This is a genomic window from Paraburkholderia panacisoli (genome assembly GCF_008369935.1).
GTDB lineage: Bacteria > Pseudomonadota > Gammaproteobacteria > Burkholderiales > Burkholderiaceae > Paraburkholderia > Paraburkholderia panacisoli.
Genome location: NZ_VTUZ01000011.1, coordinates 188207 through 207116, shown reverse-complemented (window position 1 = coordinate 207116; position 18910 = coordinate 188207). Strand labels below are relative to the sequence as shown.

Genomic DNA, 18910 nt, shown 5'->3' with positions numbered 1-18910 from the left:
GCGGCGAGGTTGCATCGACCCTACAAGGGCGCATGCCGTGCGGGCCGCGAGATCGTTTTTGAACTGTGTCGGTTCAAGCGTGGTCTTTCATGTATCGCCACGTCCGTTCCATTGGCTTCCTCAAGTGAATCCCATGTCGACTACACCGAACCCCCAAGCTTCCGATCACCCCGCCGCCACTCAGGCACCGAGCTGCAAGCTCAGCGCGAGTCCGCATGACGCGCCGCCGTCGCCGGCCGGCAAGCGGCCCGCGCCGCCTTGCACGCTGGTGATCTTCGGCGCCGGCGGCGACCTCACCAAGCGGCTCCTGATGCCCGCGCTGTACAACCTCGCGGTGGACGGCCTGCTCGACGGCGCGATGAAAATCATCGGCGTCAATCATGGCGAGCGCGAGACGAGCGAGTGGCGCGAAGACTTGCACAAGTCGCTACAGCAATTCGCCGCCGACAAAGCCAGCACCTTCCACGCCGGCAAGCTCGACGACCACGCGTGGAACTGGGTCGCGCAACGCCTCGAATACAAGGCCGGCGAGTTCGAAACCGACGACATCTTCACGAAGCTCAAGCAGGAACTCGAACAGTCACCCGGCAGCAACGTGATCTTCTATCTCGCGGTCAGCTCGCGCTTTTTCAAACCGATCGTCGAGCATCTCGGCAAAGCGGGCTTGCTGAAGGAAGGCGAGGGCGGCAGCGGCGGTTTTCGCCGTATCGTGATCGAAAAGCCGTTCGGCACCGACCTCGCATCGGCGCGCGATCTGAACGCGCACATTCTGTCGTACGCAAAGGAATCGCAGGTCTATCGCATCGATCACTTTCTCGGCAAGGACACCGTGCAAAGCATTCTCGCGGTGCGCTTCGCGAACGCGCTGTTCGAACCGATATGGCGGCGCGAATATATCGACAGCGTGCAGATCACCGCGGCGGAAACGATCGGCGTGGAAGGGCGCGGCAAGTTCTACGAGCAGACGGGCGCGTTTCGCGACATGGTGCCGAACCACCTGTTCCAGTTGCTCGGCATGGTCGCGATGGAGCCGCCCAATTCGTTCGACGCCGAAGCGGTGCGCGACAAGAAGGCCGAAATCTTCGACGCGATCCAGCCGCTGACCCCGGACGATGTCGTGTTCGGTCAATACGAAAAGGGCCCGGCGGGCGTGGGCTACCGCGAAGAACCGAACGTCGCGCCCGGCAGCACGACGGAGACTTACGCGGCCGCACGCGTGTTCGTCGAAAACTGGCGCTGGGCCGGCGTGCCGTTCTATCTGCGCACCGGCAAGCGGCTGGCCGCGCGTCGCACGGAAATTTCGGTGCAACTGAAGCCGGTGCCGTTCCTCCTGTTCCGCGATACGCCGGTCGATGCGCTCACGCCGAACGTGCTGACCTTGCGCATCGATCCCGCGCATGGCACGAGTTTCGACTTCAACGTGAAAACGCCGGGCCCGGTGATGCAGGTCGGCGGGGTGCAATCTTCGTTCGACTATGCCGACTTCTTCGCGGAACGCGCCAACGTCGGCTACGAGACGCTGCTATACGACTGCATGCTCGGCGACGCGACGCTGTTCCAGCGCGCCGACAGCATCGAAACGAGCTGGTGCGCGGCGGACGACGTGCTGCATCCGAAAAGCGGCGGCGCGCTGCCCGTGCACGGTTATGCGGCCGGCAGCGAAGGCCCCGCCCAGGCGGACGCGCTGCTCGCGCGCGACGGCCATGCATGGCGGCCGTTGCAACAGCATGCAGTCGAGAAGAAGTAACGCCAACATGCGCTCATCAGCATCCACATGATCGGGGGGACACCGTGACGACAGGTAAGACGAAAGTGACGAGCAGCACCGAGCGGATTCTTGCAATCGACGTCGGCGGCACCGGCTTGAAAGCCGCGATCATCGATTCGGAAGGCAAGATGAAAACCGAGCGCGTGCGGGTGGCGACGCCGCATCCGTGCACGCCGGACCAGTTGGTCGATGCGTTGGCGAAGCTGGTCGCGCCGCTCATCGAACCGGCGCCAGCCACGCTGATGTCGATCGGCTTTCCGGGCGTGGTGCGCAACAACCGCATTCTGACCGCGCCGCACTTCGGTGTGGAAGGCTGGCATGACATTCCGCTCGCCGACTCGTTGGCGCAGCGTCTCGGTGGTTTGCCGGTGCGCATGATCAACGATGCCGAGATGCAGGGCTTCGCCGCGATCGAAGGGCATGGCCTCGAATTCGTGCTGACGCTCGGCACGGGCGCGGGTACCGCGATGTTCCGCGACGGCGAGTTGATGCCGCATCTCGAACTTGCTCATCACCCGGTCAGCAAGAAAGGCGTCGCATACGATGAATACATCGGCGAGGCCGCGCGCGAGAAGGCGGGGAATAAACGCTGGAACCGGCGCGTTCATCAGGTGATCGGCATTCTGGAGTCACTGGTGAACTACGACAAGTTGTGGATCGGCGGCGGCAACGCGGCGCGTCTGAAGTTCGCGTTGCCGGCGAACGTGGCGACCGTGTCGAACGATGCCGGTATCGAAGGCGGCGCGCGCTTGTGGCATCCGCTGTCCGTGCGCGAAACGCGGCAATTGCCCGAAGCGAATCAACGCACGGGGCGATTCAAGTAGCGCCGGGTTGGCGGGCCAATATCAGGAAGTGTTCAATATGGCGCGATACGGCTTTGGTATTGCAAGGCGCCTGTTATCGGCGGGCGTGTGCGCGGTGCTCGCTTTGGCCACCGCGGATGGGTACGCGGTGGAAGCGTTCGCAGTGGCGTCGCCGGGTTTGGCCGATGGCGGCACACTCGATTCGAGCCACGCGGCCAGCGCTAATGATTGTGGCGGCGGCAACGTGTCGCCGGCGCTGCAATGGCGTAAGGCGCCCGCTGGCACGAAGAGTTTCGCGGTCACGATTTTCGATCCCGATGGAGCGAAGGGATTGGGCATCGCGCACTGGGTGCTGTACGGCATCGCGCCGTCGACCACGGTACTCGTTGCGGGTGGCGCTGCGCCGCCCGGCAGCGTCGCCGGCACGAATCGGACCGGCGGCACCGGTTATTACGGGCCGTGTCCGCCGGTCGGCGACGTGCCGCATCACTACGTCGCGCAGGTCTATGCGCTCGATCTGCCACCCGATGCGCTACCCGCCGGCTTGACCCGCGATGCGCTGCACGCGGCCATCAAGGACCATGTGATTGCCGCGACGAGCACGGTGCTGCGATATGGGCGATGAGGTGTCCGGCTTATCTCGCCGCGTCGCCCCAACGGTATTGCACGCTGGCTTCGTCGAGCTGAGTCTTGATCTGCGCATCGAGCACCAGTTCGGAAGCCGCGAGCGTATCGCTCAACTGCTCTGCGCGGCTCGCGCCGATAATCGCTGACGTGACGAGCGGGTTGGCCAGCACCCATGCGAGAGAAACCCGGGTCAACGATTCGCCCGTTGGCTCGACGATTGCTTTCAATTGCCCGATCGTCTCGAACTCGCGCTCGTGCCAGTACCGCTCCTGGTACATCGCGCCGGCCTTGCCGACGGTGTCGGTGAAGCGCCCGGTCGCCGGCGCGGCATTCAACTGGTGCTTGCCCGTCAGCAAGCCGCCCGCAAGCGGGTTGTACGGCATCACGGCCAATTGTTCTTCGGCGGCCAACGGCAGCAACTCCCGCTCGATCTGACGGAACAGCAGGTTATAGCGAGGCTGCACCGACACAAAGCGCGCGACGCGCAACACATCGGCGCGTCCCAACGCGCGCGCGAGCCGATACGCGAGAAAGTTCGATACGCCGATATAGCGCGCTTTCCCCGAGCGCACGATCGCATCCAGTGCTTCGAGCGTTTCGTCGAGCGGCGTGTTCGCATCGTCGGAGTGCAGCTGATAGAGGTCCACGTAATCGGTGCCGAGGCGGCGCAGCGACGCGTCGATGGCATCCAGCAGATGCTTGCGCGACGCGCCCTGATCCCACGCCGCGGGCCCCATCTTGCCCACCGCCTTGGTTGCGAGAATGAAGCGCTCGCGCTTGCCCTTCAGCCAGCGCCCGACGATTTCCTCCGTACGCCCGGCAATATTTTCGTCGCCGCCAAGCGGATACACATTGGCCGTGTCGATGAAATTCACGCCGGCGTCCGCCGCTGTGTCGAGAATGCGATGCGAGACATTCTCTTCGGTTTGCAGGCCGAAGGTCATCGTGCCAAGACACAGGCGCGAAACGGTCAGGCCGGTGCGGCCGAATTTGCGGTATTGCATTGTCAACTCCGAAGGTGAACGGGTCAGTGGCGGTATGCAGTGTTGCAAAAAGGATAAACGGTGTCGCGATTGGACGTCGTCGGTAGGCTTCGTGTAATTGTTATTTAATTGAAAGTTTTGGGTCGCGGATCAATTTGACGATTGGCTTGCTGTTGTTCGCTTTCCGCGTATTTATCATTACAACCGTGTAATAAAACAAGATCATCGTTCGAACAAATATTACGGTAAGCATACGTCCGTAAAACTTCGAAACAATTTCCTTGCACGATGTAACACAAGGCGCGATTGATGCGCTTCGATGCATGTGGAATGATAGCGATTCTCATTTAACAACTAGCCAGCCATCCCGTCCTTTCTGCGTCAGTCAGACGATCGGAAGCCAGCCAATTGCAGTTTTGTCATTAATCGCATCTCAGACATGCGAATTTGACAAGTGCACACCTGACGGGATTTCCATGTTCAACCACACGCCGCTTGCGACAGCGTTAGCGCTAGCTTTTGCCATTCCATTTGCGACACCTGCTGTTGCGCAAACCGCTCCTCAGACCGCGTCGCAACCGGCGGCCGAGAGCAAATCGACAAGCGGGTCGGCAAACGCAGCGGCAAACGCATCGGCAAACACCACGGCCGAAAGCGGCACGTTGCCGACCATCGGCGTCTCGGCGCAGGTTGAACAACAGGACTTCCAGGTTGAACGTTCGAATATCGGCGCGAAAACGCCTACCGCGTTGCGCGACATTCCGCAGACCGTCACCGTCATCAACAAGGACTTGCTGACTTCGCAAGGCGCCACGTCGTTCCAGGACGCGATGCGCAATGCGCCGGGTGTGACGATCGGCGCGGCCGAAGGCGGCCAGATCGGCAACAACATCAACTTGCGCGGCTTCACCGCGCAGAACGACATCTATCTGGACGGCTTCCGCGATCGCAACCAGTACTATCGCGACACCTTCGACCTCGAAGAACTCGAAGTGCTGTACGGTCCGTCGTCGATGCTGTTCGGCCGTGGCTCGACGGGCGGCGTGATCAATCAGGTCAGCAAGAAGGCGAACCTGAAGGACTCGGCGGAAGTCTCGGCAATGATCGGCACCGACGACCGCTATCGCACCAGCGTCGACGTGAATCACAAGCTGACCGATACCTCGGCGATCCGCCTGAACGCATTCGGTCAAAGCCTCGGTTCGACGCGCGACGTGATGAAGAACAAAGACTTTGGCGTCGCGCCGGAAGTTCGCTTCGGGATCGGCACGCCGACCGAAGTGACGCTGTCCGCGCTGATCCAGCACAACCACGACATGCCCGACTACGGCATCCAGGCGTTGAACGGCCGTCCCGCGCCGGTGCCGAAAAACACCTTCTACGGCTTGACCGACGACCGTACGATCCAGGACGTGCAGATTTTCACCGCCGCGATCAAGCACAAGATTTCCGACGCGCTCACGCTGACCAACCAGACGCAGCTCTCTCACTCTATGACCGATGCGCGCGAGACCGCGCCTCAAGCGGTGCTGACCGGGCCGCTTGCGTCGAGCACCGCATTGACCAATGGCAACTTTACGACGCTGTCGCCGTCGCAACTGTTCATCAAATTGCAGAGCCACGACCGTGTGATCGAGAACCACTCGATCTACAACGACACGATGCTCGAATACAAGTTCGACACCGGCCCGATCAAGCATGACCTGATCGCCGGCTTCGAGCTCGGTCACGACAGCTATACGAACCAGGCCTACACGCGCAACAACTTGCCGGTCGTGCCGATGCTGAATCCGCCGATCATGAGCACGCCGTCCAATGTGACCACCTCGGTCGGCAACTACGCCGATTCCGGCGCAAACGAACTGTCGGCCTATATCAACGACACCGTGTCGCTCAACCAGCACTGGAAGGTGATCGGCGGCCTGCGCTGGGACCGTTTTCAGGCGCAGATCCACAACACGATCAGCGCGCCGTCTTACGCGAGCCAGACCAACTTCTTCACCAGCGTGCGTGTGGGCGTGATCTACCAGCCCACCGACTGGCAGTCGTACTACGTGTCGTATGGCACGTCGTTCAACCCGTCGCTCGAAAACCTGACGGTGACGAACCTGACGCAAAACCTCGCGCCGGAATCGACCAAGTCGTATGAAGTCGGCGGCAAATGGGATCTGCTTGGCGGCAATCTCTCGGTGACCTCGGCGTTCTTCCGCGAGGAAAAGGATAACGCCCGCACACAAGTCTCGCCGACCGAATACGAACTCGCGGGCGACATCCGCGTGGACGGCTTCCAGGCGGGCGTGACCGGGCACATTACCAACAAGTGGCAGGTGTTCGGCGGTTACACGTACATGGACGCGGTCATCCTGAAGGCGCTCGACGGAACGCAAGGGCACACGCCGGCCAACACGCCGCGCAACACGCTGACGCTGTGGACCACCTACGCGATCACCCCGCATTGGGAAATCGGCGGTGGCCCGATCTATATGTCGGCGCGTTACGCGTCGAACACGAACTACGTGCGGGTGCCGGGCTACACGCGCTGGGACGCGACCGCCGCCTATCACGCGAAGAAATACGACGTGCGTCTGAACCTGCTGAACCTGACCAACAAGGAATACTTCGACGCGCTGATTCCGTCGGACGGCGGCCGGTCGGTGCCGGGCATCGGACGCACGCTGCTGGCGACCTTCGACTATCGCTTTTGATACACGCAGGGCGGATACGGTAGGCTTGCCGGTTTTGACAACGGCAAGCTGACGCAAAGGACACACTATGTTGCTGCAGATTCCGAAGGTACTGGACGCCGGGCAGCTGCGCTTCGTGCGCGAGCGGCTCGAACAGGCGGGCGACGCGTGGGTCGACGGCCGCGCGACCGCCGGTTATCAAGGCGCGCCGGTCAAGCGCAATCAACAGATTGCCGAGCACTCGCCAGTGGCGCGCGAGCTTGGCGATGTGATTCTCGCGTCGATCGAGCGCAACCCGCTGTTCATCAGCGCGGTGTTGCCGAATCAGGTGTATCCGCCGCTTTTCAATCGCTATGAAGGCGGCATGCAGTTCGGCAGTCACGTCGACGGCGCGGTGCGCGTGCTGCCCAACGGCGTGAAGCTGCGCACCGACGTGTCGGTCACGCTGTTCATTTCCGAACCCGACGAATACGACGGCGGCGAACTCGTGATCGAGGACACCTACGGCGTGCAGCAGGTGAAGTTGCCGGCGGGCGACATGATCGTCTATCCGGCCACCAGTCTGCATCAGGTCACGCCGGTCACGCGCGGCGCGCGTATCGCCAGTTTCTTCTGGGTGCAAAGCCTCGTGCGCAGCGACACGCAGCGCGCGCTGCTGTTCGACATGGACACCGCGATCCAGCGCCTGAATGCCACCCACGCCGACGAAACCGCGCGCCGCAGCCTCGTCGGCTGCTATCACAATCTACTGCGTACCTGGAGCGAAACTTGAGCGTCCCCGAGACAATCGACATTCAACCGCCGGCCGACATGGACCGCGCGACGCACGAGCCGCGATGGCTCGACAGCGGTGAACAGAAGTCGCGGCAGCAGCGTTCGCGGCGCGCGACCTTCACCAAGTGGCTGCGCAAGGTGCATGGCTGGGTCGGCTTGTGGGGCGCTGCGCTGGGCTTGCTGTTCGGCACTACGGGGTTCTTTCTGAACCATCGGGGCGGGCCGTTGCGGGTCTCGACCGGCGAGCCGCAAGTGTCGGTGTTGCAAGTGCCGTTGCCGCAACCGGCGCCGGACACGCCGCGCGAGTTGGCCAAGTGGCTCAAGCATGAACTGAAGCTGGCCGGCAATCCGGGGCGCGTGCAGAAAGAGCCAGCGCATCCAGTGGCGTGGGGCGAGCGCAGCATCGTTCAGCCTGAGCACTGGCAACTGAATTTCGCGTCGCCGCGCGAAAACACCTCCGCCGAGTATTGGGTCGGCAATGGCTATGTGACGGTCAAGCGCAGCGAGAACACATTTCTCGCGATGCTGACGAATCTGCATAAGGGCGTGGGCTTGAGCGTCGGCTGGGTGCTGCTGATCGATACGCTCGCGGGCAGCCTCATCCTGTTGTCGCTCACCGGTGTGCTGCTGTGGACGGAGTTGAACAGGCGCAAGACAGTCGGCGTGGTGCTGGTGTTGGGATCCATCGCCGCCGCCGTCTGTATGGGACTGATGTAACAGCGGGCTCTCGCCCGATAGATGCGGACCGGTCGGCACACTATTGGTCGGCCGGTCTCGCGGCGCGCGCCGCTGCGGTGAAGCCGCCGCTCGCGCTAGAATCTCCGCAGATCGCCACTTTGCAGGCTCTGCCGGAATTCGACGATGACCACCGCCACCAATCCAGTCGACGCCGCGCTCCTTACGCGGCGCGCGATTCGCGCTTTTCTCCCCACGCCGGTGCCGCGCGCCGACATCGAAGCCATTCTCGAAGCCGCCATCTCGGCTTGCCGGAGGCGAGCAACTGGTGTGCGGCATGTCGCAAGGTTTCGCCGACCAGAACGCGCGCGTCAACACGCTGCGCAGCGAGCGCGAACCGGTTGAACGGTTCACGCGGTTCCTCGATTGAGCGCGGCTCGCAACGCGCGGCCCGCGTCCCCCACTATCCCTCGGAACATTATGAAAACATCGCGCCGCCATTTTCTGATGTTGAGCGTGGGCGTTGGCTCATCGCTCGTGCTGGCCCGTGCGGCCTCCGCCGACACCGCGAATCGGCTCAGCGAAGCCGACCCGAAGGCGCAAGCCGTCGGTTACGTGGAGGACGCGTCGAAGGTCGACAAAGCAAAGTTTCCCGGCTACGCGGCAGGGCAAACGTGCGCCAACTGTTCACTGTTCCAGGGTAAGGCTACGGACGCCTATGGCGGCTGCACGCTGTTCGGCGACAAGCAGGTCGCCGCGCGAGGCTGGTGCAGTTCGTATACGAATATGTGAGCGGGAGCGGGCGGCGCGCGTGTTTCCGGCGGGCAACGCCGCTCACATCAAACTCGGCCCAACGCTCACATCAACGCCTTCAACACCAGTTCATGCGAGCGGCCGATCCACACGGCCGCGTCGCGGTGATCGCGCAGCGCGTCGCCGGTGTTCGGGTGCAGGAAAATATCGAGCGCGCCGTGATTCAGCGTGAGCCAGCCGACCACGTCGGCAAATTGTGCGTGGGCGAAGCCGAGCTGATACGACCACATTGGATGCGGGCCGACCGGGCGCTCATGAAAGCGGCCGATTTGCAGCTTGTCGTTCCAATGCGCTTCGATCTGCTGGCGGAACGCCCATGCGGCGTCGCGGCTGCTCGAATCGAAATAGATGTGGGCGTGCCAGCTTTCGATGGCAGAGGTGTCGCGAAAGGTCATATCAGAGTCCATTGCGTTCCGTTACGTATCACGCTGCGTCAGTCATTATCCGACATTCATTCTGCGTCGATTTCCACCGGCGCGCGCGGTGCGCGCCTCATGTGAAACTGTGTATCGTCTTCGCCGACGACCTCGAAGCCGAGCCGATCGTACAGGCGTTTCGCGGGATTGCCTTTGATCACCTTTAACGTGACCGGCAATGCATCGGCCTCGGCGGCACGCAAGACGGTGCGCAGCGCGCGTTCGCCAATGCCGCGCCGTTGCAGCGACGGCGTGATCTGCAATTGCACGACGACCCACTCGCTGTCGGTACGATGTGCTTTCAGCAAGCCGGCTGGCGCGCCGTCGACGCAGACCACTCGCGCCGTGTCGTAACGATGCAGCAGGCGCGCCCGATGTTCGGCGTCGTCTGTCGGTTGGCCGGCGCGCGCGAGGTGTTCGGTCATCGTGGCCTTGCGTAGTTCGAACAGAAAGGGCTCGTCGTCGGCGAGCGCGGGACGCAGGGTCAAGCCAGATTCTCGAGCGGACATATCGGTGAGGTTTCCACGCGCGGGTGGCTAGTAAGATTTGTCGTGAATTGTCGCGCCAGCAGCCCCTTTTTACCACGCGGTTTTGTTTCGGCTTCTTCGCTTTCGGGTTCCACGCGAACGGCTACCGGTTGGGCCAGGCATTGCCGCTGTCGAGAGCGGCGCACGGCGAGGCGCGCCGTTTCAAATGCCGCCGGTGTTTGCATCTTGATGAATGCGTCGATCGTGACATTTGCGTCGGGCTCGCTACGCGAAGCGCGATGCGGCCGACGGCCAGTGGCACGTGCTTTGCTTTTGCCTCGTGCGCAGATTGCCGGCATGCGCCGGTTCGACGCGTCGCGCTCGCACCGCCGAACCGCCGACGAACCGCGCCCACGTGGCACCATAACGAATAATGCTGAACACGAAACCACACACTGTCACGCGCGAAGTCGACGGCGAAGCCGTCACGCTAGTCTTTTATCCTGACACCGGTTGTTTGCGTTTCGCGGACGCACATGGCCTGTGTCATGAACTGAGGCCGCCGAATTCATGGCTCGCAATCGTTTGCGGTTCGCGCGGCGTGCGCAATCGCACGCAGGCGACGACAGAACGTTTGACTGCGGGCCTCACCTTGTTGTTGCATGAGTTCTGCGCGAAGCGGCCGCGCCAGTTCAGCGGTCCGGTGCGTGTCTCGGCTGATGAGATGGCCGCTTATGCACCCGCTTCGTAGCCCGGTCGCGGGGCTGCAGGTTCGCCGAATCGTGCGTCGGCGTATTTGCGGATTCACGCATCGCTTTGCGCGTCGTTCAATGTGAGCATGGCGACGACGCAATAGCGCGCATTGCTCAGTCGAAACGAAGCGGCGGACGGTCTGCGTTTTCATTCAGTTTTTGCAGTGAGGTTCGTCCACATGACGAGCGGCTTAACGAACTTTGCGAGGTGGGCTATGGAGACTGTCGAGCTTGAACCCAGCGTCTCGGCAGACGGACGTGCGGTGATCTTCCAACTGTCGACGCGTGGACGGGATCTCGAATGCGCCGTCACGCGTGAAGCGTTGGAGCAGCACTTCTGGTTGCAGCACGACGCTAGCGCGGCACGCGTGCTGAAGGCCTTCGCGGATGGACGCAAACGCATCACGGCAGTCGCGGAAAGGAAGATGCTCGCGCGTCCCGGCGAGAAAGTACTGCTGACGATCAGCGATTTCACCGCACGCGGTTAATGGTCCTGATGCGACTCTTCTGTGCGAGGTCTTGCATCGCGATGTCTGCGAGACTCGCAATGCGCGAAGCTGAACGAGCGACGGAGAGTGTGCCGTCGCTCGCGCGGTTATCGACGCATTCGTTGCGACGCGCTCATTCTGCTGAGTAGCCGTAGCGTCGTTCACGCTCGCGTGTTTCAAGCGCGCGTTTCCACTTCCGCCTCTTTCATCCCCCTGTCGAAGATCCGGTGACCGCCCTATCCGGTCGAAGTTACCGACGATCGCGCGACGCGATTGCCGCTCGCGTTTCGCGACCGGCGCGCCGCTCACGCCGGACGAAATCGCCTGTTACATCGATTCGCCAAATTAGCCCGCCAATGCCCCTCGCTTCGGCCAATTGCATCCGGACGCGCTCGCATACACTGTTTTCCATGGAGCGACAAATCACCGAGCCCATCGACGCGGTCATCCCCCCGCGTTGTTTTGAACCGTACCGTTGATGGCAGTTTGCCGTGGTGGTCGAAGTCGAACACGGCAGGGCAGTAATGTAGTAGGAAGTAGAAGCAATGCACACAACGCGCGATCCATGCGATCGTCGCGAATCAGCAGGGGTTGCAGCCAGGAGTAGCTGAAGGCGAAGGACCGGGCTGTAAGCAGCAGTCAGAGAGCAACAGCTTTTTGTAGTGGCAGTGGCAGTCGATGTGGCAACACCTTGAAGTAGTGGTTTCACGCAGCAGCTTTCGCGGTAGAAGTAGAAGTAGAAGTAGAAGTAGAAGTAGCAGTTGAAGCAGCAGTAGAAGCAGCAGTAGAAGCAGCAGCAATTCAAGTAGCAACAGCTTTGTAAGTTAGATGGCTATAGGTCGGCAGGCATCCACGCGCATGTTCGACTGTTCCATCCTGTCGACCCTGTTCCGTCATCGGAACAGGGTTTTTTTTCGCCGGCCCACATTGCGTGACTTGTATTCGACGGATTTGAACCGATATTCGGACATTACATCCCGCGTTGCGCATGAGAATTCGGCGGCCACGCAGGGAATGAGTGAAGGAGCCTGAATCCCTATGTCCAGTAAATCGCGAGGCCGCAAGCACGGCCAGTCGGCCATGTCCCCGTTGTTGCGCGCGCTGACCGACAGCCGCACGGCGCACGAGCCGGTCACCGCGGCGATGCTGCTGCAGGGCTATGCCGGTCTCGATGCATTCCAGCACGGCCACGGCTCGCGCAAGCTGCACACGACATTGAGCCGGCATCTGCTGGTGTCGCAGGAGTTGGCGCGTATCGGATTGGGTGAAGACGTGCTCGGCGACATCGAAAACGCGCACGCGGCGCTGGTTCGCCTCGACACCCGCGAGCGTACGCAAGGCCGGTGGACCCTCGAAGCGGATGAATACGCGCATCTTTGCACGGCGCTCGCGATTCTCGACGGGCAACTGTCGGCGGCGTCGTTGAGCGAGATTGCGAGTGCGGAAGCGAGAATGATCGAAGGCTTGATGCGGTCCGCGCAAGTGCAGGCTTTTGCGGAAGCGGCGGTCTGAGTCGCGCGAGATTGCTTCCGGCAAACGTGTAAAGAAGCGCCCTCTGGGGCGTTTTTTGTTTTCAGCGGCGCATGGGCGGCGGGCGTCACGCTCATCGCGTACTGACTGCCGGCGAGCGAACCACCCGGCGTCAGGAATTGCGTCGCGAAGTCCGGTAGCAGCGTCGGCCACGCGATCGAACTGCCCGCCGCCGCGCCGAGCGGGGCGCCGGGATTGATGATCGACGACTGGCCCAGTTGCGTGCCGTTCCAGTCGTAGAACGTGACCGTGTACGCCGAATAGAGCGGCACGGTGCTCGCGTCGAACCCTTGGGCCGCGTAGTAGCCGCTCGCAGCCGGCACCGTGAAGTTCGCCATCGACGACAACGATTGCCCCGACCACCGGTACAACGACGTATTGCTGCCGGTCGTCGCGGGCGTCATGGGCGGCGCGCCCAACGCCGCGTCCGACAGACCCGGCGCGCCGCTGCCGACCGCATTGCGCGGCATCAGCCACACGGGCGACGCAAGACCGGGCCCAGTGACCGAAGCCGAATACACCGCCGGGGTCGACGCAGTCGGAATCGTAATCGCGAGACTGGACTCGTAACGGTTCACATCGGCAACGGGCCGCCGCAGCCGCGCGCGCCGGACCGGGTTTGCCGGAGTCATCCCTGCTTGCTAGACTGGCTGCCACCTATTCGCCGCAAGCGCGCCGGTTCCTTCAGCCTCTGCCCGAACGAACCCGCCGGACCGTCACATGGGCGGCGCAATCCATTGGAGACGTCATGTCTTACATGCTGCTCATCGTCGAACCCCCGAATCAACGCGTCGAACGCGGCGAGGCCGCGGGGCGCGAAGTGTACGACCAGATGGTCCGCTTCGCCGCCGACCTGAAAGAGCGCGGCAAACTGGTCGCGGTCGAATCGCTCACATCGCAGAAAGACGCGGTGCGCGTGCAGGTTCGCGGCGGCCAGCCGAAAGTGCTGGACGGCCCGTTCGCCGAAGCGAAGGAAATGATCGGCGGTTTCTTCCTGCTCAACTGCGAAACCCGCGAAGAAGCCGTGGCGATCGCGCAGGCCTGCCCGGCGGCGTCGTGGTGCACGGTCGAAGTCCGCAAGCTCGGGCCTTGTTTCATATAGGCCGGTGCCGCGCGTCGACTGCGCTCTGTCCGGGTTTTCCCTGGGCGCGCGCCTGAATGTCGATCCGGCCGCGCATTGCTCGTCGTGTGAGTAAGAAGTCAGCCAATTCGGGCGGCTCTCCCCCTCACCACGAACAGGAGCAACGTCGATGCGTTTCATGATCCTCGTAAAAGCGACGTCCGCCAGCGAAGCCGGCGAGATGCAGGAGCCGTCCCTGATGGCCGCAATGGCCGCGTATCACGAAGAGCTGGCCAAGGCGGGTGTACTGCTCGACGCGACCGGCCTCCAGCCGAGTTCGAAAGGCTGGCGCATTCGGTACAGCGGCGGCAAGCGCACGGTTGTCGACGGCCCGTTTGCGCCGACGACGGAACTGATTGCCGGCTACACGCTGATCGAGGTGCGCTCGCGTGAAGAAGCGATGGAGTGGGCGCGGCGCTTTCCCGCGCCGTTCGGCGAGCAGGCCGACGGCGAAATCGAGGTGCGGCAACTGTTCGAACTCGACGACTTCGAGCCCGGCCCGGAGCTGGAGCGATTCCGCAATCTCGAAGCGTCGCGCCGCTGAGTCGAACCCTGGCGAGCCGACCGCGCCACTCATGCGACCCGCCGACCCGCAATCCGACGAATGGACTCCATCATGCACAAGCAGATATACGTGAACCTCGCCGTCGACGATCTCGAACGGTCGAAAGCATTTTTCAGCACGCTCGGGTTCAGCTTCGAACCGCGCTTCACCAATGAGCAGGCGGCCTGTCTGATTCTCGGCGACAACCTCTACGCGATGCTGCTGATCAAGAACCTGTTCAAGTCATTCACGCGCAAGTCGCTTTGCAATCCGAAGGAAAGCACCGAGGCGCTGGTGGGATTGTCGTGCGAAAGCCGCGGCGAGCTGGATGCGCTGGTCGCGCGAGCGCTCGCCGCCGGCGGCACCGTGCCGCGCGCGCCGCAGGACTACGGCTTCATGTACGGACACGGCTTCGAGGACATCGACGGACATATCTGGGAGTTGATCTACATGGACCCGAACGCGCAGACAGCGGGTTGAGGCCGTGACGACACAGGCCACTCATCGTGCCATCGAGGCAGTCTGGCGGATCGAATCCGCCAAGGTCATTGCCCACGTCGCGCGGATCGTGCGCGATGTCGGGCTCGCCGAGGAACTGGCGCAGGACGCGCTGGTGGCCGCGCTCGAACATTGGCCCGAGGCTGGCGTGCCCGACAATCCGGGAGCGTGGCTGATGGCGACCGCGAAGAACCGTGCGCTCGACCGCTTGCGGCAGGAAGCGCTGCGCGCCCGCAAGCGCGCGGAGCTGGGCCACGACCTCGACGCGCTGGAGGCGCACGTCGTGCCGGATTTCGTCGATTCACTCGATGCCGCGCGCGCCGACGATATCGGCGACGACTTGCTGCGGCTGGTGTTCACGGCGTGCCATCCGGTGCTGTCGACGGATGCGCGCGTCTCGCTCACGCTGCGCCTGCTCGGCGGCCTCACCACCGACGAAATCGCGCGCGCCTTTCTCGTGCCGGAGGCAACCATCGCGCAGCGGATCGTGCGGGCCAAGCGCACGCTGTCGGCGGCCAAGGTGCCGTTCGAGGTGCCGCAAGCGGACGCGCGCGCGGCGCGGCTCGCGTCGGTACTGCAGGTGATCTACCTGATTTTCAACGAAGGCTATTCGGCCACGGCCGGCGACGACTGGATGCGTCCGGCGCTATGCGAGGAAGCGCTGCGGCTCGGCCGCGTGTTGAGCGGTCTCGTGCCGGATGAAAGCGAGGTGCATGGCCTCGTCGCGTTGATGGAGATTCAGGCGTCGCGCACGCGCGCGCGCACCGATGCGCAAGGCCGGCCGGTGCTGCTGCTCGATCAGGATCGCAGCCGCTGGGACCCGCTGCTGATTCGCCGCGGGCTCGCCGCGCTCGGCACCGCGCATGCGTTGGGCGGCGCGAGCGGTCCGTACGCATTGCAGGCCGCGCTGGCCGCCTGTCATGCGCGCGCCCACCGCGCCGAAGATACCGACTGGACGCAGATCGTCGCGTTGTACGATGCGCTCGCGCAGGTGGCGCCGTCGCCGGTGGTCGAGTTGAACCGGGCGGTGGCGGTGGGAATGGCGTTCGGGCCGGCTGCGGGACTGGAGATTGCCGACGCGCTCGCCGCCGGTACGGCGCTCGCAAACTATCACTGGCTGCCGAGCGTGCGCGCCGATCTGCTGGTCAAGCTCGGGCGCGTGGAAGAAGCGCGCGCTGAGTTCGAACGTGCCGCCGGGATGACGCGCAACGCGCGCGAACGCGAGTTGCTGCTCGAACGTGCGCGCGACCTTGCGCATCGAGGCGCTTGATATCCAGTCAGGCTAGCGGATCAACTGACGCACACCCAACGCGACGATCAGACCGCCGCACACGCGATCGGCCCACGCCTTGCCGCGCCGGTACGCCGCCGCAATCCGCGCATGCGACAGCGTGAGCGCGACGAAGCCATACCAACCGCTCGCGACGACGCACACCATGCCGAGCATCGCGGCGAACGTGCCGATGCTCACATGCGCGGGTGCGGCGGACGAGAACACGGCGGCGAAGAACGCCATCGACTTCGGATTCGCGATGTTGGTCGCGAAGCCTTGCGCGAACGCCTGCCGCAGGCCGCCGGCCGGCGCATTCACGATGGACGCCGGCCGACCCGCCGAAGCATTGACGATCAGACGGCCGCCGAACCAGATCAGATAAGCGGCGCCCGCCACCTTGACCGCGAGCGCCAGCCACGGGAACGCGGCGAACACGATACCCACGCCCAGAATCGCGCAACTCGCCCAGAACAGATTGACCAGCACGATGCCGGCGACCACCGCGAGCGCCTCGAAGCGCGTGGCCGATGCCGCCTTGTGCGCGACCGCGACGAAGTTCGGGCCCGGGATCACCACGCCCGCGATGTACACGGAGAACACGCCTAGCACGGCGGAACCATCAACCATACGACACTCCTTGTTGCGGACCTGTCGCGCGGGGAGCTCAGTGAGCGCGCGCGCCGACAGATGTCCGAAGCAGATACAGGCGCAGATTCAAGCCCCGAAAAACGCCACGCCCGCGGTCAGCACGCCCGCCGCCGCCACGACGAACGACAGATTGCGCAGCCAGTTCTTGCGGGTCAGCAAAGTGATCGCACACAGCGCAATCGCAACCTGGATCAGCAGCGTGGCCTGCGCCCAGCGATGATGGCCGTGCATCAGCGCTTCGCTTCGGTTGTCGTTTGCGACGACTTCCTTTTCGATCGCTTCGGCCTTCTCGCGGATCGGCGTTTTCTGCTGCTGGTATTTGTCGACATCGGCGAGGAATTTCGCGTGAGCGTCGCTATTGCCTGCCGACAGCGCCGCGCCGAGTTCAGCGAGATTCTCTTTCTCGCCCTTGGCCTGGTAATAATTCCACTGGTTCGATGCTTCGGTCTTCTTGATCGCGGCTTCGTTCTTGTAGAAGAGCGCGAGATTTTCGCTGTTGCCGCTCTGGTACGCGCATAGCGCGCCGATCGTCGCGAGGATCGCCGTCATTACGGCAATGCGGCTCGCAAACGGATCCGCGTCGTGATGAGCGGCGTGCTCGACGGCGTGGTCGTGCGGTCCATGCACTTCATATTCTTCAGACATCCGGTTCTCCGAGGCAATGTTTCTTTTGTCGCAACCGGGCGGCGCGCGGGCCCGGGGCCTCAATCTTAGCGTGTGGCGCGCGGTGATGGAAAAGGCGCTGCTGCGCGGCGGCGCAGGTCGTTCAATGCATGCCCGATGCGAGCCACGTGCGCACGAGCGGCATCACATGTTCGCCGCCGAGCATGCCGAGCAGGCCGGCCAGCGCGATGGTCGGCGGAGCGGGGGACCTCACGTCCATCACGCTGTAGAGCAGTCCGACCACTACGCCCGCCGCCAGCGAGATCAGATACGCTTTCATGTTCGATGTTCCCTGGTCAAGGCGGGTCCTCATGCCCGCCGGTTGCGACGACAAGTCACATGCGGATGACGACGCGGCCACGCGTGCCGCCGGCCACTGCGTTATAGGCTTCGCGGGCCCGTTCGAGCGGAAACTCCTGCGCGATGGCCGGCCCCGTCAGCTTGCCGCTCTCGAAGCCTTCGACCAGAGCCGTCATCAACGGTGCCGATTCCGCGACGCCCAGCTTCGCGCTGTCCACGCCGAGCAATTGGGTCTCGTTGTGATAGAAGTCGATCAGATCGAAGTCGACGCGGCGCTTGCCCGTGCCGCTGATTTCCAGCACCCGGCCGCGTCGTTTGACGAGACCCAGCGCGGTCTCGAACGCCACGCCGCCGACCGTGTCGTACACCACCTCGGTGCCTGCGCCGCCGGTCAGTTCGCGCAAACGCCCGGTGACGTGTTCGTCGAACGGCACGTAGTCGTCGATCAGGCACCCGGCTGGCGTCGTCGCGTCGAGCGGGTGACGATCGACTGCGATCACGCGCGCGCCGTGCGCTTTCGCGATCTGCACCACCGCGCCGCCGACGCCGCCGCCCGCGCCGATCACCGCGATGGTTTCGCCCGCGCGCAATTGCGCGTACTCGACGGTGCCGAGCCATGCGACCACGAAGTTCACGCCGATCGCGGCGGCCTCGGCGTGACTCAACGTGGCGGGCTTACGGGATAGTGCGGCGAGTGGAATCTTGATGAACTCGGCATGCGTGCCGTCGCGCGTGAAGCCGATGTCGCCGCCCGTGCCCCACACTTCCGCGCCGAGCCACGCTTGCGGGCCGTCGGCCACCACGCCGCTGAAGTCGCGCCCAGGCGTGCGCGGCAAGACCGTGTGTTCGAAATGGCCGGACACGTTCTTGACGTCGCTCGGATTCACCGAGGCCGCGACGATCCGCACCACGGCGTTGTCGGCATCGGCTTGCGGTGTGGGCAGATCGACGTAGTCGAGCACCTCCGGGGTGCCGAAGGTTTTGAACTGGATCGCTTTCATCAGGTGGGGTTCCGGGTGGATGCTGGGCTGCGGCGTGCAGCGCAATGAGCGTAGTCTAAGTGACTCACAGCAAGACGTCAGGA

21 protein-coding genes and 2 pseudogenes are annotated in these 18910 nt (G+C 63.4%); 16 read left to right on the top strand and 7 right to left on the bottom strand.

Annotated features, from left to right (window positions below):
• Window positions 1-133 precede the first annotated feature (133 nt).
• The 3 genes from zwf (at window position 134) to FVF58_RS18710 (ending at window position 3196) form a co-directional block, all read left to right on the top strand.
• Entirely contained in the window at window positions 134-1747 is a 1614-nt protein-coding gene (gene zwf, locus FVF58_RS18720; RefSeq protein ID WP_149671356.1) for a glucose-6-phosphate dehydrogenase, read from the top strand.
• 65 nt (window positions 1748-1812) lie between these two features.
• Window positions 1813-2592 (top strand): ROK family protein, encoded by a 780-nt coding sequence (locus FVF58_RS18715; protein WP_425468952.1) that lies wholly within the window; start codon window positions 1813-1815, stop codon window positions 2590-2592.
• Between the two features lie 37 nt (window positions 2593-2629).
• The gene (locus FVF58_RS18710) at window positions 2630-3196 is read left to right on the top strand and encodes a YbhB/YbcL family Raf kinase inhibitor-like protein (protein WP_149671354.1); all 567 of its coding nucleotides are present in this window, start codon (window positions 2630-2632) and stop codon (window positions 3194-3196) included.
• A gap of 10 nt (window positions 3197-3206) precedes the next feature.
• On the opposite strand, the gene FVF58_RS18705 is transcribed toward FVF58_RS18710, so the two are convergent.
• Window positions 3207-4202, bottom strand: coding sequence for an aldo/keto reductase (locus FVF58_RS18705; protein WP_149671353.1), 996 nt, complete (start codon window positions 4200-4202; stop codon window positions 3207-3209).
• A 455-nt stretch (window positions 4203-4657) separates the two neighbouring features.
• On the opposite strand from FVF58_RS18705, the gene FVF58_RS18700 reads away from it, so the two are divergent.
• From FVF58_RS18700 to FVF58_RS18680, 6 genes and pseudogenes are all read left to right on the top strand, one after another.
• A complete protein-coding gene (locus FVF58_RS18700; protein WP_149671352.1) occupies window positions 4658-6886 on the top strand; it encodes a TonB-dependent receptor in 2229 nt (742 codons plus the stop codon).
• A gap of 67 nt (window positions 6887-6953) precedes the next feature.
• Window positions 6954-7637, top strand: coding sequence for a Fe2+-dependent dioxygenase (locus tag FVF58_RS18695; protein WP_149671351.1), 684 nt, complete (start codon window positions 6954-6956; stop codon window positions 7635-7637).
• Window positions 7634-8356: a PepSY-associated TM helix domain-containing protein gene (locus FVF58_RS18690; RefSeq protein WP_149671350.1), complete on the top strand. Its 723-nt coding sequence runs from the start codon at window positions 7634-7636 to the stop codon at window positions 8354-8356. Before FVF58_RS18695 ends, FVF58_RS18690 begins: the two co-directional genes overlap by 4 nt.
• A 144-nt stretch (window positions 8357-8500) precedes the next feature.
• A pseudogene (locus FVF58_RS52795) lies at window positions 8501-8623 on the top strand (nitroreductase family protein); the annotation flags it as partial.
• Window positions 8611-8744, top strand: a pseudogene (locus FVF58_RS54750) (nitroreductase); the annotation flags it as partial. The pseudogenes FVF58_RS52795 and FVF58_RS54750, both read left to right, overlap by 13 nt.
• 50 nt (window positions 8745-8794) lie before the next feature.
• On the top strand, window positions 8795-9106 hold the full coding sequence (locus FVF58_RS18680) for a high-potential iron-sulfur protein (RefSeq protein WP_149671349.1): 312 nt from the start codon (window positions 8795-8797) through the stop codon (window positions 9104-9106).
• A gap of 65 nt (window positions 9107-9171) precedes the next feature.
• Here FVF58_RS18680 and FVF58_RS18675 read toward each other — a convergent pair whose 3' ends face one another.
• Together FVF58_RS18675 and FVF58_RS18670 are read right to left on the bottom strand one after the other, a co-directional pair.
• Window positions 9172-9522 carry a DOPA 4,5-dioxygenase family protein gene (locus FVF58_RS18675; RefSeq protein WP_149671348.1) on the bottom strand — a complete coding sequence of 117 codons (351 nt, stop codon included), beginning with the start codon at window positions 9520-9522 and terminating at the stop codon, window positions 9172-9174.
• Between the two features lie 56 nt (window positions 9523-9578).
• Complete coding sequence (locus FVF58_RS18670) at window positions 9579-10052, bottom strand: GNAT family N-acetyltransferase (protein WP_149671347.1); 474 nt, start codon at window positions 10050-10052, stop codon at window positions 9579-9581.
• Window positions 10053-10977: 925 nt separating this feature from the next.
• Between FVF58_RS18670 and FVF58_RS18665 the strand changes: the two genes are divergently transcribed.
• From FVF58_RS18665 to FVF58_RS18630, 7 genes are all read left to right on the top strand, one after another.
• Window positions 10978-11250, top strand: coding sequence for a DUF1488 family protein (locus tag FVF58_RS18665; RefSeq protein ID WP_149671346.1), 273 nt, complete (start codon window positions 10978-10980; stop codon window positions 11248-11250).
• A 1038-nt stretch (window positions 11251-12288) separates the two neighbouring features.
• The gene (locus FVF58_RS18655; protein WP_149671344.1) at window positions 12289-12762 is read left to right on the top strand and encodes a hypothetical protein; all 474 of its coding nucleotides are present in this window, start codon (window positions 12289-12291) and stop codon (window positions 12760-12762) included.
• Window positions 12763-13104: 342 nt separating this feature from the next.
• Window positions 13105-13350, top strand: a complete 246-nt coding sequence (locus tag FVF58_RS51485) for a hypothetical protein (protein ID WP_188130857.1) — start codon at window positions 13105-13107, stop codon at window positions 13348-13350.
• Window positions 13351-13528: 178 nt separating this feature from the next.
• Window positions 13529-13882: a YciI family protein gene (locus FVF58_RS18645; RefSeq protein ID WP_149671343.1), complete on the top strand. Its 354-nt coding sequence runs from the start codon at window positions 13529-13531 to the stop codon at window positions 13880-13882.
• A gap of 148 nt (window positions 13883-14030) precedes the next feature.
• Window positions 14031-14444, top strand: coding sequence for a YciI family protein (locus FVF58_RS18640; protein WP_149671342.1), 414 nt, complete (start codon window positions 14031-14033; stop codon window positions 14442-14444).
• A gap of 72 nt (window positions 14445-14516) precedes the next feature.
• The gene (locus tag FVF58_RS18635; protein ID WP_149671341.1) at window positions 14517-14924 is read left to right on the top strand and encodes a VOC family protein; all 408 of its coding nucleotides are present in this window, start codon (window positions 14517-14519) and stop codon (window positions 14922-14924) included.
• A gap of 4 nt (window positions 14925-14928) precedes the next feature.
• Window positions 14929-16212, top strand: a complete 1284-nt coding sequence (locus FVF58_RS18630) for an RNA polymerase sigma factor (RefSeq protein WP_149671340.1) — start codon at window positions 14929-14931, stop codon at window positions 16210-16212.
• Window positions 16213-16224: 12 nt separating this feature from the next.
• Here FVF58_RS18630 and FVF58_RS18625 read toward each other — a convergent pair whose 3' ends face one another.
• From FVF58_RS18625 to FVF58_RS18610, 4 genes are all read right to left on the bottom strand, one after another.
• Window positions 16225-16842, bottom strand: coding sequence for a LysE family translocator (locus FVF58_RS18625; RefSeq protein ID WP_149671339.1), 618 nt, complete (start codon window positions 16840-16842; stop codon window positions 16225-16227).
• Between the two features lie 87 nt (window positions 16843-16929).
• Window positions 16930-17508, bottom strand: a complete 579-nt coding sequence (locus tag FVF58_RS18620; protein WP_149671338.1) for a DUF4337 domain-containing protein — start codon at window positions 17506-17508, stop codon at window positions 16930-16932.
• Between the two features lie 121 nt (window positions 17509-17629).
• On the bottom strand, window positions 17630-17806 hold the full coding sequence (locus FVF58_RS18615) for a DUF1427 family protein (protein ID WP_149671337.1): 177 nt from the start codon (window positions 17804-17806) through the stop codon (window positions 17630-17632).
• A gap of 55 nt (window positions 17807-17861) precedes the next feature.
• Entirely contained in the window at window positions 17862-18827 is a 966-nt protein-coding gene (locus FVF58_RS18610) for a quinone oxidoreductase family protein (protein WP_149671336.1), read from the bottom strand.
• Window positions 18828-18910 lie beyond the last annotated feature (83 nt).

Excerpts from the sequence above, each read along its gene's own strand:
- zwf (WP_149671356.1), top strand. The coding sequence starts at position 134 with ATGTCGACTACACCGAACCCCCAAGCTTCCGATCACCCCGCCGCCACT.
- FVF58_RS18710 (WP_149671354.1), top strand. The coding sequence starts at position 2,630 with ATGGCGCGATACGGCTTTGGTATTGCAAGGCGCCTGTTATCGGCGGGC.
- FVF58_RS18705 (WP_149671353.1), bottom strand. The coding sequence starts at position 4,202 with ATGCAATACCGCAAATTCGGCCGCACCGGCCTGACCGTTTCGCGCCTG.
- FVF58_RS18700 (WP_149671352.1), top strand. The coding sequence starts at position 4,658 with ATGTTCAACCACACGCCGCTTGCGACAGCGTTAGCGCTAGCTTTTGCC.
- FVF58_RS18695 (WP_149671351.1), top strand. The coding sequence starts at position 6,954 with ATGTTGCTGCAGATTCCGAAGGTACTGGACGCCGGGCAGCTGCGCTTC.
- FVF58_RS18680 (WP_149671349.1), top strand. The coding sequence starts at position 8,795 with ATGAAAACATCGCGCCGCCATTTTCTGATGTTGAGCGTGGGCGTTGGC.
- FVF58_RS18675 (WP_149671348.1), bottom strand. The coding sequence starts at position 9,522 with ATGACCTTTCGCGACACCTCTGCCATCGAAAGCTGGCACGCCCACATC.
- FVF58_RS18670 (WP_149671347.1), bottom strand. The coding sequence starts at position 10,052 with ATGTCCGCTCGAGAATCTGGCTTGACCCTGCGTCCCGCGCTCGCCGAC.
- FVF58_RS18665 (WP_149671346.1), top strand. The coding sequence starts at position 10,978 with ATGGAGACTGTCGAGCTTGAACCCAGCGTCTCGGCAGACGGACGTGCG.
- FVF58_RS18655 (WP_149671344.1), top strand. The coding sequence starts at position 12,289 with ATGTCCAGTAAATCGCGAGGCCGCAAGCACGGCCAGTCGGCCATGTCC.
- FVF58_RS18645 (WP_149671343.1), top strand. The coding sequence starts at position 13,529 with ATGTCTTACATGCTGCTCATCGTCGAACCCCCGAATCAACGCGTCGAA.
- FVF58_RS18640 (WP_149671342.1), top strand. The coding sequence starts at position 14,031 with ATGCGTTTCATGATCCTCGTAAAAGCGACGTCCGCCAGCGAAGCCGGC.
- FVF58_RS18635 (WP_149671341.1), top strand. The coding sequence starts at position 14,517 with ATGCACAAGCAGATATACGTGAACCTCGCCGTCGACGATCTCGAACGG.
- FVF58_RS18625 (WP_149671339.1), bottom strand. The coding sequence starts at position 16,842 with ATGGTTGATGGTTCCGCCGTGCTAGGCGTGTTCTCCGTGTACATCGCG.
- FVF58_RS18620 (WP_149671338.1), bottom strand. The coding sequence starts at position 17,508 with ATGTCTGAAGAATATGAAGTGCATGGACCGCACGACCACGCCGTCGAG.
- FVF58_RS18615 (WP_149671337.1), bottom strand. The coding sequence starts at position 17,806 with ATGAAAGCGTATCTGATCTCGCTGGCGGCGGGCGTAGTGGTCGGACTG.
- FVF58_RS18610 (WP_149671336.1), bottom strand. The coding sequence starts at position 18,827 with ATGAAAGCGATCCAGTTCAAAACCTTCGGCACCCCGGAGGTGCTCGAC.